Raw genomic sequence first — 15,948 nt, forward strand, 5'->3', positions numbered from 1 at the left:
TCAGTATTCATACTAAATATTTATAGGAATAATTTCAGCTTTTATTAAAGCATTACGCCAAGCGATTTTCGCTGCTATACGGTAATCCATCTCTTTAGAATCCACTGGATGATAGCTACCATCATTAATTATAATTCTCATAGAATTGAGGGCAATATTGGTTTGATGAAAATAATCAAATATGCCATCAATAATTCCTTCAAAAATTGCTGGTATCCACTCAAGCGGAATGATTTCTTCATCATCAATTTGCCATACAATCTCAATGTGTGAGTTAGCAATTATAGGCTCGATTTTTAAGCACACATGACCATAACTGTCAATACTCGAAGACTGTCGCACAAATTTACCTTCTACTATTAATGGTTGAACAATAGAATAAAGCTTATATTCTGCTTTATTCCATAAATTAAGTTTCAGTGTTCCCTCAAAGTCATCCCAAATATTAGCGACCCAATGCCAATTTTCGATATAACTACAAAGGTGATACCAATCAGAATTACGGATACATTTATAAAATTTAAATAAATTATATAAATTGCTAATATCTTCGGAATTTGGTTGTGCGGTTTCTATTAGTTCTAGTAATTTTCTAGCTGCTGCTATTGTCTCATTGGTAAACAATTCTCCAGATTCTTCATATCTTCCTCTTTCTGGATTTTGATGTAATAACTCAATCGTGCGATGCAACCATTCAAGGTTTTTAGTTCTGGACTCGTAAGTATAATATTGGGTTTTACTTAGTTTTATGCCATTCATATAGATTAATTAAAATCTTAATCCTGTAGTAGATAAACTCTGCAAAGCTAATAAACCAGCACCATAAGCAGGTTCATCACAAGGAAAACTTACTTTTACCCGCGGAAACTGATTAACGATAGCTTTTGTAAATCTCTTATGTATCTTGCTTTCTCCTCGCCACACACTACCTGTAGTTACAATTTCACAAACTGAGTTAGGGCTAAAAATTGCATTAATAACTGTAGATGTGGCTTTTACTAATTCTTGAACAACATCGTCAATTATATTATTAGCTAATGTATCACCTGAAGCGGCTGCTAAATCTACAATTTGAGCTAAAGAGGCTATTTCTTTAACTCCCCATCCACGCTGATATATTACTTCGATTAATTCTGCTATATTCTGTAAACCGAGATGTTGTTGAAAATCTGATATCAAACTCGTCGATATTTCCCACCCATCATAAGATTTTAATGCTGCTTGCATACCAGCAACAGCAATTTTGTAGGCACTACCTTCATCACCTAAAATGTATCCCCAACCGCCGACTCGTTTAGTGTCTCCTTGTTGATTTCGACCAAAAATTATGGAACCAGTACCCGCAGCAACTACAATTCCCACGTCATGACCAATTCCGCCAACTAAAGCAATCAAAGCATCATGACAAATAATAATATTAGCTGGCTGTAAATCCCAAGTAATTGGCAAGAATTGACTATTTTGTAATTCCTGTACCATACTTCTAACTACTTCAATATCTCTAGAACGTCCAACACCTGCTAAACCTAAACAGAAGGCTGAGATTTCGATTGTATTCGTGAATTTTAATGCTTCATTTGCTGCTGTTTGAATAGCAGAATAAATTGATTGTCTTGCGGCTTCAACGCCTATGCTTTGATAATTAGATGCGCCTGCTGCACCTCGACCTAGTACTTGATATTTGTCATCCATCAAGATACATAAGGTTTTGCTACCACCGCCATCTATTCCTAAAACATAATTCATAGCTTCTTAATGTGCAGGAGATTTTTTCTGTGCTTCTGCTTTTAAAGGAATGAAAAATAACACAATCATTCCCGGAATAGTTAGCAAACAAACCAAACTAAAAAACAATGGATATCCTAATAATGGTTGTAAATAGCCGCTGACGATTCCAGGTAGCATCATTCCTAAAGCCATAATGCCAGTAGATATAGCAAAATGAGATGTTTTATATTCACCTTGGGAAATATACATCAAGTAAACACTAAAAGCTGTAAACCCAAAACCGTAACCAAATTGTTCTAATGAAACCAGCGGATAAACTAAGTTCAACGAAGGTTGGTTATAAGCCATATAAACATAAAATAAATCTGGTAAATTCAAGGCTAAAGCCATAGGAAAGAGACATCTTCTTAAACCATACTTGGCAATTACCAATCCCCCTAAAACTCCCCCAGCAATTAGTGAGATTACTCCAAATGTACCGTATACTAAACCAACATCCGAAGTAGATAATCCTAGTCCGCCTGCGTCTGGTTTATCTAACAAAAATAAAGAAGCAAACTTAACAAGCATCGCCTCACCAAATCGGTAAAGTAAAATAAATGCTAAGATGACTGCAATTTTTTCTTGAGCAAAATAAGAACTTATAATTGTCCAAAAAGGCATCTTATCTGTGTTTTGTAGTTGTCTTGGTTTATCGGAATCTGGTAAAGGTAAACTGAAGCTATGGAAAATAGAAATTATGGCTAAAACTACAGCAGAAAAACCAATCGATACACTCCAGCTTAAGGGAATGTTGTTGAGATAGCCTTCAAGTTGACCAGCTAAAACTACTAACAGTCCCGAACCAAAAATAACCGCAAGTCGATAAAATAGCGAGCGAATGCCGACAAAAAAGGCTTGGTGTTCTGGAGTTAAAGCTAGTAGATAAAAGCCATCTGTGGCGATATCATAAGTTGCAGAAATAAATGCTCCCACTGTTAAGGCGGCGAGGGAGATAAAAAAGAAATTAGGTAATTGTAAGCAAAAGGCAATTAAACCCAAGCAACAGAACATTGCTAGTTGGGTGTAGAGTATCCAGGTGCGTTTGGTGGAATAAGTATCAACAATTGGCCCCCAGAACATTTTAATCACCCAAGGAAGATAAAGAAGACTTGTCCACACGGCAATTTGGGTGTTGTCTACGCCGAGTTTTTTGTAAAAGATGACGGAGACGGTGTTGATGATGATGTAAGGTACACCGGAGGCGAAATATAAGGTGGGGATGTAAAGCCAGGGGGAGCGTGACATATTTTGATTTTTTTAACGAACCACAGAGGCACAGAGGGCGCTGAGAAAAGAGTTATTAGGAGAGGATAATGCGTTTGATGCCGTCTTTGAGAAGAGGGACATTAAAGTTTATGAGGAGACCTAGAGGATATTTTGTCATTTTTAGGTAGGAAAGGACTTGTGCTTCGTGAATGGGGGCTAGGTTTTGGACTGCTTTTAATTCCACAATTAGAGAATTGGCAACCAAAAAATCTAATCTACCTTTACCTACTTCATGGCCTTTGTAATAAACTGTTACGCTCTTTTCAAACTCATGAGGTATTCCTCGCCTTAAAAATTCTATAATCAGTGCCTCCTGATACACCTCTTCCAGAAACCCTGGCCCCAAAACCTTATGCACCTCTATCGCTGCACCAATTACCTCACCCGTCAAATGATTCATCTCTCTTTCCTCTGCGTTCTCTGCGCCCACCGAAGTTTGCTCAACAGGGGGAACCCCCGCACGCAACTTCTCTCTGTGGTTCGTTCCCATCTCAAGCCTGTGGCAAAATTTATTAAAGTTCTTCCACAGTTAATTTTCCCAGCATGACCGCAACTATCTCGAATCTCCCCAGTCTCTACGATCCGTTTACCACTGAAGCTAAGTGGCAAAAATTCTGGGAAGAAAACCAAGTTTATAAAGCTGACCCTAATCACGGCGGTGAACCTTATTGTGTGGTGATTCCGCCGCCGAATGTTACTGGTAGTTTGCACATGGGTCACGCCTTTGAAAGTGCGCTGATTGATGTGCTGGTACGCTATCACCGGATGCAGGGACGCAATACTTTGTGGCTACCGGGAACTGACCACGCTAGTATCGCTGTCCATACGATGCTAGAAAGACAACTCAAAAAAGAGGGTAAAACTCGCGCTGAGTTGGGGCGTGAGGAATTTCTCGAACGCGCTTGGCAGTGGAAGGCGGAGTCTGGTGGCACAATTGTGAATCAGTTACGCCGCTTGGGTGTATCGGTGGACTGGTCGCGGGAACGGTTCACGTTAGATGAGGGCTTATCTAAAGCTGTGGTGGAAGCTTTTGTGAGTCTTTACCAGGAAGGGTTAATTTATCGTGGTGAATATTTGGTGAACTGGTGTCCGGCTACTCAGTCGGCGGTGTCGGATGTGGAGGTGGAAAAACAAGAGGTTAACGGTAATCTTTGGCATTTCCGCTATCCTTTAACAGATGGTTCTGGTTATGTTGAGGTGGCGACGACTCGACCAGAAACGATGTTGGGTGATACTGGGGTGGCAGTAAATCCCAATGATGATAGATATAAGCATCTGATTGGTAAAACTTTGACTTTGCCAATTATGCAGCGGGAAATCCCAATTATTGGCGATGAATTGGTTGACCCAACTTTCGGTACTGGTTGCGTGAAGGTAACGCCAGCCCATGATCCCAATGATTTTGAAATGGGTAAGCGTCACAATTTGCCGTTTATTAATATTTTGAATAAAGATGGGACTCTGAATGCTAATGCTGGGGAGTTTCAAGGACAAGACCGCTTTGTGGCAAGAAAAAATGTAGTTTCGCGTCTGGAAGCTGATGGAGTTTTAGTCAAAATTGAAGATTATAAGCATACCGTTCCTTATAGCGATCGCGGTAAAGTTCCCATTGAACCTCTCTTGTCTACTCAATGGTTTGTCAAAATTCGCCCAATGGCGGACAACGCCCTAGCATTTCTCGACCAACAAAATTCTCCTGAGTTTGTTCCTCAACGCTGGACAAAGGTTTACCGTGATTGGTTGGTGAGTCTGCGAGATTGGTGTATCTCCCGTCAATTGTGGTGGGGACATCAAATTCCCGCTTGGTACGCTGTGAGTGAAACAGGCGGACAAATTACTGATACTACGCCGTTTGTGGTGGCGAAATCGACCGAGGAGGCTTGGGAAAAAGCGAAAGCCCAATTTGGCGAAAATGTCCAACTTCAACAAGACCCAGATGTATTAGATACTTGGTTTTCTTCAGGACTATGGCCGTTTTCTACTTTGGGCTGGCCAGAACAAACCCCAGATTTAGCTAAGTACTACCCCACCACTACCTTAGTGACAGGTTTTGACATTATCTTTTTCTGGGTAGCGAGAATGACAATGATGGCTGGTCATTTCACCGGGAAAATGCCGTTTCATGATGTTTACATCCACGGGTTAGTGCTGGATGAAAAAGGTCAGAAAATGTCTAAAACCAAAGGTAATGGCATTGACCCATTATTATTAATTGATAAATATGGTACAGATGCCTTACGCTACACCTTAGTGAAGGAAGTTGCTGGTGCTGGTCAAGATATCCGCTTAGAATACGATCGCGACAAGGATGAATCAGCATCCGTGCAAGCTTCTCGCAACTTTGCCAACAAGTTGTGGAATGCGGCGCGGTTTGTGATGATGAATTTGGATGGACAGACACCGCAACAACTAGGACAACCCGTTGCTAGTGAATTAAGCGATCGCTGGATTATTTCTCGCTATCATCAAGTTATTAACCAAACTACCAATTACATCAATAACTACGGTTTAGGGGAAGCAGCCAAGGGAATTTACGAATTTATCTGGGGCGATTTCTGCGACTGGTATATTGAGTTGGTGAAATCTCGGTTACAACCAGGTGCCGATCCCGCATCCCGCCGCACCGCCCAACAAGTCCTCGCCTACGTACTGGAAGGGATTTTAAAACTACTGCATCCCTTTATGCCCCACATCACCGAAGAAATTTGGCAAACCCTCACTCAACAACCCGCAGATTCTCTGCAAACTTTAGCTTTACAAGCTTATCCCCAAGCCGAGGCTAACTTAATTGATCCCGCGTTGGAAGAACAGTTTGAACTGCTAATTGGTACTATCCGCACGATTCGTAATTTACGGGCGGAGGCGGATGTCAAGCCAGGGGCGAAAGTGAAGGTGAATTTACAGACCGATAGCCTCAAGGAACAGCAAATTTTAACGGCTGGACAAGCTTATATCAAAGATTTGGCTAAGGTAGAAGCTTTAACGTTTGCGGAAGAGCAAAAAAGCCAAACTGTAGCGCCGTCAAAATCGCAGTGGAATTGGAAGACTATTGGCTTAGTAATAGCCGGGCTTGTATTTCTGCGAATAGGTTTAGCTGTGGCGCATACTGTTAATCAAATTCCCCTGGCTGGTACTTTCTTTGAAATTGTGGGTTTAGGTTATAGTATTTGGTTTATTGCCCGCAGTATATTGTTTGCCAAAGCTAAACTCCCAGAACAGCCGCCAGCAGTTTTAGAACCAGTCCCAGCCTCAGAACAAACCATTGCTGGGGTCATTGGTACAGTTCAAGTTGTCATTCCCCTGACTGGTGTTGTTGACATCGAAACAGTACGTGCCAAATTAGCTAAAAACCTTACTAAAGTCGAAGCAGAAGCCCAGTCTCTCAGAGGTAGGTTAAGCAATCCTAAGTTTGTCGATAAAGCTCCAGCCGACGTGGTACAAGGGGCGAAAGATGCCTTAGCTGAGGCAGAAAAACAAGCCGAAATTTTGCGCTTACGCCTTCAGACATTGCTGTAGGTATTGTCTGCAAAGTCTAGCATCACTTTAATGGGTAATGGCAGAGTTAATTGCAATTACCCATTGCTCAATGATAATTTTCAACACAAAATCAGTGTTTTAAACAGGACTTACGCAACTGGCACACCTATTTTCTGCTACAAGAGTCAACAGTCAAGGGTCAAGGGTCAAAAATAAAGGTTTTTTGGACTACTGACCATTGACTCTAGACAGCCTAAACCAAAAAAATACGAGACTTGCATAAGTCTTATTAATTTTGTTGTTTAATATAAATTTTTGTACTTAATTTTTTAATTTTTAATTGTAAGCTGGAGCAAAAAGACGATCATGCTATATCTAGCTCAGGTACATAAAAATGAATTTTTAGACCAGTACCAGTTGCGCTTGTTAGCACGTCAAGAAACTGATCAACTCTGGGCAATGATTCCAGAAGAAGCTTTTATCCTTTTGGGGAAAGGCAAAACTATAAGTGAAGGATTGCTGGTTTTAGTTGAACTTTCTGCCACAGGTGAAATTGCCAAGTTAGAAGAAGCTAGTAATTGGGTAATGAACTTAGTTCAAGCCTACCTCACAACTGGCATTACCCCAGAATTGTTACAACAAGAAGCAGAACGTGCTGAACAGTGGCGACAATCTCTAACTTTGCAAAATCAAGACTTGGCTCGTCGTTCTCTAGAATTGGAAGCCCGCCGTGAACAAATTCAAGCCTTAGAAGAAAGTCTCAAACGTGAGAGAAACGGAAATCACAAAGATGAGGCTGCCGATAGTTAAAGAATGCAGCATCATAACCGATATGGGGTAATAGCCATTAACATGTTGGTTGGCAATTGACATAAAATCACAAAGGATTAATAATCCTGGGATACAAAGGTGCAGTTTTTCAGAATGATAGCTGGGTAAAATAAACTGCTAACCATTAATTACTTACGTATGTCAGGTTGTTTTTTAACAAATAACATACGTGTAGCAATCTCAAAAAAATGAAGTAATATGACAGCTAACTTCAGCTTTATTTAGCCACAGTAGACTGTTGATCACGTTGTTCCAAGTAAAGTTATTTTTAGTATTATGAACGCCTTCCAACCATCGAGACAGCCGTTACAACCTATACAACAGCCTCGAACTGTACCTCGACCAAAGCGGCATCTTCGCCAGCGTTCTCATCAAATAATGGCGCTCGAAACTACACTCAAGATCGGAGTTAATTTGGCAATTTTAGGAGCAGCAGCATCGGCGCTGACACAACTTCTACCTTATCATTGGTCACAGCAAGGAAGGTTGCGAGAAGTTCGCACTGAAGTCAAAATTATGGAAGGACGTGTGAGTACTTTACAGGCAGAGTTCGTCCGCAATTTTGATCCCCGCCAAACTAAAGCGATTACAGAACAGCAAGGATACAGATTTGCACCTAATCAGCGTCCGATTGTGTTGATGAATCAAGATGGTAAAGAAATTGATGTCATAAATTCTTTACCCTAAGCAAAGTCTTGCTGGACTTGCAGAATTGGAGTGATTGCAATTCTTTCTATGAATATTTAAGTATATAGATGTATACGCATCGAAAATATATAGAATGCTAATAGCTAATTTCTGACAATTAATTTAATAATCATCTATTAGCCATTAGTAATACAGGGTCGTCATACTAATTCTTAATTCGTGAGTCTGTCTCTCATCCTTACTTTTCGGATAGCTAGTGTAGGGGAAAAACCCAAGATCAAAGATGACAATGGTTTATTTCCCCAATTACTACTTTCTATTTTTCAGATAGCAAATCATTTAACCAAGTTTCGATTTGTAAGCGCAAACGATAACCTGAAACATCAACGCTATTATTGAGTGTAGGTAGCTTTGCCATAGCACGACGATAATCAGCGATCGCACAATTCCAGTCACCCCACAAATGATAAGTTCTACCGCGTTCTGCCCAAATATGCGCTTCTAATTGACCAAAAAGCAATGCAACTTCCAAATTTTCAATTGCTTCTTCATATTGTCCCAAGTCGCGGAAGGTAATGCCTCGGTTAATCCAGGCTCGCACATAACGAGGATTCAAATCAATTGCTTGGTCATAATCTGCCAAAGCCGCAGCTAGTTCTCCACAAGCTGCATAGTAATTGGCGCGATTATTATAAGCACTAGCTAAATTGGGATTTAAATCTAGGGCTGTGTTGTAATCACAAAAAGCCTTTTGCTTTTCTCCGCTTTGAAAATAAATTAACCCACGATTGTTGTAATCAGCAGCATTTTGGGGATAACGACGAATTAATTCATTTAGCAGAGCGATCGCTTGGTTATAATCTCCTTGTTTAGCTGATTTCAAAGCACAAGAGCGTAAATAACTTTCTTGGACAACAGATTGAACGCTACCATTCGCCTCATGTCGGGTAAAACCCAATGTATCATTTACAACGTATTGATAGCAGTTATTTTGCTGGTCGCCAGAAGTTAAAAATGAGTGACTATTCATACTTTACCTGCCTCAGATGCTTGCGCTTTGAAATTAATTTAGAGTTTTATCTATGGTGGTAGTTCTGCCCCAATATTATTTTTACTGTGCATTTGATTACTCAGTAATAAGTATGTCAGAAGCAATAGTAGGTACCATAACCAGTAAAATACTTGGTCTTACACCTACAATTCATGCACTAACTTACTAATAGATACTTCACTCGCAAGTAGAATTCCAGAAAAAAATAAATATCAATCTGGATGGGGATTAGAAATACCCAGGTAGTAGACTTACAAATATGGTTTTTTTTGCGCTTGCCCTATAGAGTGTAGAGTTTAGGGTAGTCCTCAAGGTTAGTTCTTGAGATTGGGTGCGTAGACGCAACAGCTGCTTCCCGTCTGATGGGTATAAGGATGTGAGGTGTAAGTCCGCAAACCCTTACATCCCAAACTTCTATATCTAGGACGAATTTATTTTATTAAGAGAAAAATCAGACTATGATTTCTGCGTGGGCTACTTATATTTTTAGGAATTAGGTAAGAAAACGTTTTCGAGAAGGGTGTAGGGGTAAGCTAGTGTGCATTCAAGTTGCAAATTCTATGGAAGTGGGATTGCAAAAATAAGCTGCACATTGCGTTTATTCAGGAGATGATATTACCGAAAAAGGATTTAGCTTGGAGATGCTGTGCAACCAAGCAATAGAAACATCAGCCCCGTTCCCTTAAATCCTTCCTTATTGATATATTTGTGTCGCCTTTAGCATGTGGTAGGTAATAATTAACTGCGTCAGCGCCAAAGGATAACTTTGTAAAGTTTCTCCGGTTGTACCCGCAATTTTGCCTAATTCTGGGTTACTTTCGCGATCGCAGACACTGCGTAAATGGGGCATATCAGAACAGATGATATGTTCTAGTTTATTCACCTGTTCTAAGGTGGCGTGACCATCAACTTCCAACACATCCACTGGTTTATTCATATCTCGGTCTAATCCCAAGCGAATTGCTGACCCAGAAACACCATTGCTTAAATTGATAATTGGTGTGAAATCGGGATGAGGAATAGTCGGACGCAGGACTAGACGCACATTAAGATGACCATTGGCTTCTTCCACTTCACCGCTAGGTGGATAAAAACTGACTACAATATCTGACCACTGTCGTTGGGGACGAATAAATTGTTCTGAGTCTGGTTCACGCTTATCTAATTCTGCCAATACCTGTTCTGGAGTGTAGCCGCGTTTTAGGGTGTCTCGTTTAACTTTCCACTTGGCACGTAATGGTTCTGGGGGTGCTAGATAAACTTTGACATCGTAACATTCGCGGGCGGCACGGGTAGAATAACCAAGTAGACCTTCAATAATGACAAATTTATTGGGCTTAATGTACAGCGGCGGCTCAAAAGAGCCTGTTTTGTGACTGTAAACAGGTTTGAGGATTGGCTGTCCTGTGCGGAGTAGGGACAGGTGCTGCTGCATAATATCTAGATGGTTGCAGTCAGGATGTAAGGCTGTAATGCCAATTTCTGAACGTTGCTGGCGATCGTAACGGTGGTAGTCATCTGTACAAATGAGGGTAACATTTTCTGGCCCAAGTACCTGAGCAATCCCTCTGGTTAATGTTGTTTTACCCGCAGCACTATCACCTACAATCCCAAGAATTATTGGACGGCTCATTACCCACCCCCGACACGAACAAATTAATAATAAATTTTGCAGACACCGTTGTTTTATTTTAGAAGGGAATTAGCAAGTAACTTGTATCACAGTCTTGTCTGCAACATCTCTATACATAAAGTTATCTGTGTAATCATTTTTTGCCAAGATTATCTGGCATATTGCACAGATGTAAACATTGCTTCTTTGGGTGCGATCGCTCAAGTATAAATCGGTAATCTGACCCGATTAATTATACATATTGTTGGATTGTTCCTACTTTTGGGTGTATGCAATCAATCACACCAATCTTTACTATGACAGAAGTAAAGAATTAATCTTCGCAGTCAAGAAGTATTAAGGGTTAGCTGGATGTCGCCGACTGTGCGGTATACCGAAGAAAGACGGCAGTGTTGGGGATCACGATAGGGTAAGGATTATGGTAACTTTAAATGTTTCGGAGTTGGATCAGGTTGATCAATTTCGCCGCTTGCAGTCAATTTTGCGCGATCGCTGGAAAACTATTGAGCTATTTGATAATAGTGAAGCAGATATAGTGGTTATTCCTTCTCTCAGTATTGATCAGTGCGAACTCCGCAAAATTGCAGGTTGTGAACATTATGAAGAGAGATTATTATTCTCCCTAATGCGCTTGCGAAATCCTCGGACAAGGCTGATTTATATCACCTCTATGCCGCTGCATCCTAGTATTATTGACTACTACCTCCAATTATTACCAGGAATTCCATTTTCCCATGCACGCAATCGTTTGTTGTTGCTTTCTACTTACGATTCTTCGCTACAACCACTCAGCCAAAAAATTTTAGACCGTCCTCGCTTGCTAGATCGAATTCAGCAAGCTTTAAGATTAGAAAAATCATTTATGATCTGCTACAACTCTACACATTTAGAAGCAGAATTATCTTTAAAATTAAATGTGCCATTATATGCAGCCGCGCCAGATTTACAAATTTGGGGAACAAAAAGTGGTAGTCGGCAAATTTTTGCTGAAAGTAAAGTTCCTCATCCAGATGGTAGTGTAAGAGTTTGGAATTCTCAAGATTTAGCAGCAGCCGCCTGTGATTTGTGGGAACGCCAACCGACATTAAAACGGATGGTGGTAAAACTCAATGAAGGAATTTCTGGGGAAGGTAACGCCCTGCTAGATTTAAGCCCAATTATGAATTTAGCACCAGGGCAAGCTACTGGTGAGCAAAGAATAGCAGCAATTAGCGATCGCTTTTCCACCTTGCGCTTTCAAGCTAAACAAGAAACTTGGGCAAATTTTTCGGGACGGATAACTGAATTAGGCGCAATTGTCGAAGCATTTGTCGAAGGAGAAATCAAACTTTCGCCCAGTGTCCAAGGACGCATCACACCCACAGGTGAAGTCGAAATCCTGTCTACCCACGACCAAATTCTCGGAGGCCCAGACGGTCAAATTTATCTGGGATGTCGCTTTCCCGCCGATGAAAGCTATCGCTTACCACTACAACAATTAGGCTTAAAAGTAGGCAGACAATTAGCAGAAAAAGGCGCACTAGAAAGATTTGGTGTTGATTTTATCGCTGTAGATCAAGGTGATAACAATTGGGATATTCAAGCGATTGAAATTAACCTGCGTAAAGGTGGTACTACCCATCCTTTCATGACCTTAAAATTATTAACAAATGGACGTTATGACCTTTCCACAGGATTGTTTTACAGTCAACAAGGTCGTCCTAAATACTATGTTGCCACTGATAATCTGCAAAAAGACCGCTATCGAGGATTGTTACCAAACGATTTAATGGACATTATTGCTCATCACAGATTGCACTTTGATAGTGGCACGGAAACGGGTACAGTCTTTCATTTAATGGGATGTCTTTCTCAATTTGGCAAGTTGGGATTAACCAGTATCGGTGATTCTCCTCAACAAGCCGAAGATATTTATAACAAAGTTGTCAATGTATTAGATGAAGAAACCCGCAGCGACAATCAAAATTTTCCTCTATTTTCTGATTACACATTCCCCATTGCTTGGGATGGATACAGTTAGAAAGTGTGAAGTGTGAAGTATGAAGTGTGAAATTTTACCCTTTAACCTCCTGCCTCCTGCCTTCTGCCTTCTGCCTCCTGCCTTCTACCTCCTGAACATAGGTTAAAATCAACTCAGCGTTTGTATTGTAGCGGTTGTGTCCCATATCCCCCAAAGGGCGGTTCACTGCATAAATCCTGATTGTCAACGTCCTTACCCCCAACCTTGGGGAAACAAATTTTGTAACAGTTGTGGCGCATTGCTACAGCTGCTAGACCGCTATGTCCCACTAGAACCATTGGGTTCGGGTGGTTTTGCCCAAATTTATACAGTTTGGGATGAAAAAACTCAAACAGAAAAAGTGCTAAAGGTTTTGGTGGAAGCGTCACCAAAAGCGCAGGAATTGTTTACACAAGAAGCCTCAGTTTTAATTGGTTTGCAGCATCCTGGTGTTCCTAGAGTTGAAGCTGATGGTTTTTTTCAGATCAATTTGACTAGTCCGAAACCACGCCAATTAGCTTGTTTGGTGATGGAAAAAATTAACGGGCCGACGCTGGATGAAATACTCAATAACTATCCTCAAGGATGTCCAGAGAATTTAATATTCAACTGGTTCACCCAAGCCGTCAAAATTTTACAAGAATTACACAAATGCCAAATTATTCACCGCGATATTAAACCTTCTAACTTAATGTTGCGGATACCAGCCTCAACCGCACCGCCAACTCAAGCCAAAACAGGGTGGGAACAACTGGTATTAATTGATTTTGGTGGTGTCAAACAAATTAACGCCGCAATGCAGCGCCGAGAGTCGAGTTCAACGCGGTTATTTTCTTCTGGTTACAGTCCACCAGAACAAGTAACTGGGGGGAATGTGGGGCCTGCGGCTGATTTTTATGCTCTTGGCCGGACAATGATTGAATTACTCACAGGTAAATATCCGCCAGAGTTGGAAGATATGCAAACAGGGGAATTGCGCTGGCGGAATCTGGTGAATGTGAATGCACAATTTGCCGATTTACTAGATGCGATGGTAAAGGAAGATGTGCGATCGCGTCCAACAAATGCAGCCATCATTCTTAAACGGTTAGCAAAAATTAATAAACCTGACAAACCAGGTTTATTCTCCCAACGCCAAAACTCAACTCCCAGCAATTACTTCATACTGCTCATTCAAGCCATTGAACGGGCTTTTGCTGATTTCATCCAAGCTATTGGTCAAACAATCTTGTTCATCGCCAAAGCGTTGTTCAACATTATTCAAGCTTGTTTGGCGATTATTTGGGCGATGCTGCTGTCTAGCTTAGGAGCTTGTTTTGGCACAATTATCGGTTTTTTTATAGCTTACCGGACAATTTTAGGCGATCGCATTGTGGAATTAATCTTGGGTCAGCTACCAGGATTAATTCCCCATTCTCAAACTAACTTTGGTGCAGACATTTTAGTATTTATCAGCGCTGGCTTGGGAACCGCCTGGGGTCTAACATTATCTGGATGTTTTAGTCAACGGCGACGGTTTTTAGTCGCTTCAATCATGGGGATGATCAGCTATGGATTTGGTTGGTTATTTTGGCAACTCATCTCCCCAAAACAAAGTAGTGATGGTTTGATAGTCATGATTGCTGTATCAATATTTTTGTTATCCCTCAGCTTTGGGTTCCGCAGCCATCACATAGTTTATGCCTTAGTCGCCGCAGTTGGCACAGCGCTGATTTTTTCCGGCTTATTTATTTTAGGCTTCCCCGCCACAGTCTTTCACTTTTCGCCCCAAGCCCTTTGGTCAGAATTAGGTCTACCCTTGGCTTTGTTTGCTTTGGTCGCCATTTTTATGAGTTTTTGGCTGGGAGTCAGTCATTACTTAATTATTCCGGGACTGCGCTTTTTGGGATGGCGCTAAGTAATAGCGTTTGGAGTTGCTGGGGTAAAGGTGTTCAAAACCCTTTCACCCCCCACACCCAGCCTTCATAGACAATCTTTGTGCGTCAGTCCTGATGGTATAAAAGCCAATACGGTTCAGATAAGAAAACTAAATCACAACAAAACCAACAAATAATTACTCAACCAAAAACGCAAGAATGATTTTGCAGGGGGTTAGAGGACACAACCCCCAATCGGGGGCTTGGGGAGCTACTGCGTTGGGCAGCTTTGTCGACTTGAAGGCGAGGAGAATCCCCCAAATCTTGCTGATTGTCTGATAGGTAAGCAGAAATTGAGAAATCAACTCTCATCACCTTAACTTAACTGTATTAGTATAAATGCTTAAAACAAGATCCCCCTAGCTACTTTGTTTATCTAGCTAGGGGGATCGTATATGTGATACTTTATAGTGAGTTCGGTATAGTTCCTTATGACTCGATTTTAAAACCTAAATTCGGTTTTGTGTAGTCCAAAAATCAGAATTTATACTATTTTTATAGCTTCTTCATCACCACTTCATTCCTAGGATTTGCTGAGTCAGCGGTATATGTGTATATGTTAAGTATGACAGTAGCTCGACACTTAACCTATCACCTATAGAAATATCCGTAAAAATTATGAAACTCCAGATTGCCAGCCTTGTTGCTCTACTAGTTTTTACTGGGTTAACAGAAAAAGCTTTGGGTCTGAATCAGCAAGACCTAGAACAGTTAAAAACATCTGGGGCTTGTCCTCGGTGTGATTTAAGCGGTATCGACCTAAGCCAATCTAATTTAGCTGGTGCAAACTTGCGCGGGGCTAACTTAAAGGGAGCAAATTTATCTCAAGCGAATCTCTCAAATGCAGATTTGACTGGCGCAAATCTCGAAGGTGCAGTACTAAAATCAGCCAATCTCACAGCTGCATCTTTAACAGGTACCAATTTAACATCAGCATCCTTAGAAAATTCTGATTTGTCTTTTACAGGTTTTATCGGTGCCAATTTGACGGCGTCAAATTTATTAGGTGCTAAGTTATACTTAACTAATTTTCGCGGAGCTAATTTCCGACTGACTACCTTACCCGTTGGGAATGTGACTTCTGATAAACCCTACTGGTGGTCTTCAGAACGTGTAATTCCCAAACAATGTAACAAATTTAAAGCAGGAAATACACAAGGCACAACTTGTTATACACAATCAGAGGAAGTAGAGAGTCAGAAGTAGTGAATAGGGAGTCGGGAGTAGGAACAAATAAGTCCCCGTAAGACTTCCTCTACTTGAATAGTTATGCAAAATCTCTATTAAAACCTGTTTTTTGTGTTCCCTATTCCCCTTCCCCGCACAAATAATTTCAGCAATCAAACCAGATTGTGAT

12 protein-coding genes are annotated in these 15,948 nt (G+C 40.9%); 6 read left to right on the plus strand and 6 right to left on the minus strand.

Going from position 1 to position 15,948, the window contains the following annotated elements:
- Window positions 1-12: 12 nt before the first annotated feature.
- Genes NOS7107_RS15170 through NOS7107_RS15185 form a run of 4 tightly spaced genes read right to left on the minus strand, consistent with a single transcriptional unit; the run spans window position 13 to window position 3,436 of the window.
- Window positions 13-759 (minus strand): elongation factor G domain IV, encoded by a 747-nt coding sequence (locus NOS7107_RS15170; protein ID WP_015113831.1) that lies wholly within the window; start codon window positions 757-759, stop codon window positions 13-15.
- Window positions 760-768: 9 nt separating this feature from the next.
- A complete protein-coding gene (locus NOS7107_RS15175; RefSeq protein WP_015113832.1) occupies window positions 769-1,746 on the minus strand; it encodes an N-acetylglucosamine kinase in 978 nt (325 codons plus the stop codon).
- Window positions 1,747-1,752: 6 nt separating this feature from the next.
- Window positions 1,753-3,015 (minus strand): MFS transporter, encoded by a 1,263-nt coding sequence (locus tag NOS7107_RS15180; protein ID WP_015113833.1) that lies wholly within the window; start codon window positions 3,013-3,015, stop codon window positions 1,753-1,755.
- Window positions 3,016-3,070: 55 nt separating this feature from the next.
- Complete coding sequence (locus NOS7107_RS15185; protein WP_044500822.1) at window positions 3,071-3,436, minus strand: GxxExxY protein; 366 nt, start codon at window positions 3,434-3,436, stop codon at window positions 3,071-3,073.
- Between the two features lie 143 nt (window positions 3,437-3,579).
- Between NOS7107_RS15185 and NOS7107_RS15190 the strand changes: the two genes are divergently transcribed.
- The 3 genes from NOS7107_RS15190 (at window position 3,580) to NOS7107_RS15200 (ending at window position 8,031) form a co-directional block, all read left to right on the plus strand.
- Window positions 3,580-6,552: a valine--tRNA ligase gene (locus NOS7107_RS15190; RefSeq protein ID WP_015113835.1), complete on the plus strand. Its 2,973-nt coding sequence runs from the start codon at window positions 3,580-3,582 to the stop codon at window positions 6,550-6,552.
- Window positions 6,553-6,879: 327 nt separating this feature from the next.
- Window positions 6,880-7,323 (plus strand): hypothetical protein, encoded by a 444-nt coding sequence (locus NOS7107_RS15195; RefSeq protein WP_015113836.1) that lies wholly within the window; start codon window positions 6,880-6,882, stop codon window positions 7,321-7,323.
- Window positions 7,324-7,620: 297 nt separating this feature from the next.
- Window positions 7,621-8,031 (plus strand): hypothetical protein, encoded by a 411-nt coding sequence (locus NOS7107_RS15200; RefSeq protein WP_015113837.1) that lies wholly within the window; start codon window positions 7,621-7,623, stop codon window positions 8,029-8,031.
- A gap of 277 nt (window positions 8,032-8,308) precedes the next feature.
- Here NOS7107_RS15200 and NOS7107_RS15205 read toward each other — a convergent pair whose 3' ends face one another.
- Both NOS7107_RS15205 and NOS7107_RS15210 read right to left on the minus strand, forming a co-directional pair.
- Complete coding sequence (locus NOS7107_RS15205; RefSeq protein WP_015113838.1) at window positions 8,309-9,022, minus strand: tetratricopeptide repeat protein; 714 nt, start codon at window positions 9,020-9,022, stop codon at window positions 8,309-8,311.
- A 715-nt stretch (window positions 9,023-9,737) separates the two neighbouring features.
- Window positions 9,738-10,676: a phosphoribulokinase gene (locus NOS7107_RS15210; protein WP_015113839.1), complete on the minus strand. Its 939-nt coding sequence runs from the start codon at window positions 10,674-10,676 to the stop codon at window positions 9,738-9,740.
- A gap of 418 nt (window positions 10,677-11,094) precedes the next feature.
- Here NOS7107_RS15210 and NOS7107_RS15215 point away from each other — a divergent pair, with 418 nt between their 5' ends.
- From NOS7107_RS15215 to NOS7107_RS15225, 3 genes are all read left to right on the plus strand, one after another.
- Window positions 11,095-12,696: a peptide ligase PGM1-related protein gene (locus tag NOS7107_RS15215; protein ID WP_015113840.1), complete on the plus strand. Its 1,602-nt coding sequence runs from the start codon at window positions 11,095-11,097 to the stop codon at window positions 12,694-12,696.
- A 136-nt stretch (window positions 12,697-12,832) separates the two neighbouring features.
- The gene (locus NOS7107_RS15220) at window positions 12,833-14,572 is read left to right on the plus strand and encodes a serine/threonine-protein kinase (protein WP_015113841.1); all 1,740 of its coding nucleotides are present in this window, start codon (window positions 12,833-12,835) and stop codon (window positions 14,570-14,572) included.
- Window positions 14,573-15,209: 637 nt separating this feature from the next.
- Window positions 15,210-15,797 (plus strand): pentapeptide repeat-containing protein, encoded by a 588-nt coding sequence (locus tag NOS7107_RS15225; RefSeq protein ID WP_015113842.1) that lies wholly within the window; start codon window positions 15,210-15,212, stop codon window positions 15,795-15,797.
- Window positions 15,798-15,948 lie beyond the last annotated feature (151 nt).

It is taken from the genome of Nostoc sp. PCC 7107 (assembly GCF_000316625.1).
Lineage (GTDB): Bacteria > Cyanobacteriota > Cyanobacteriia > Cyanobacteriales > Nostocaceae > Nostoc_B.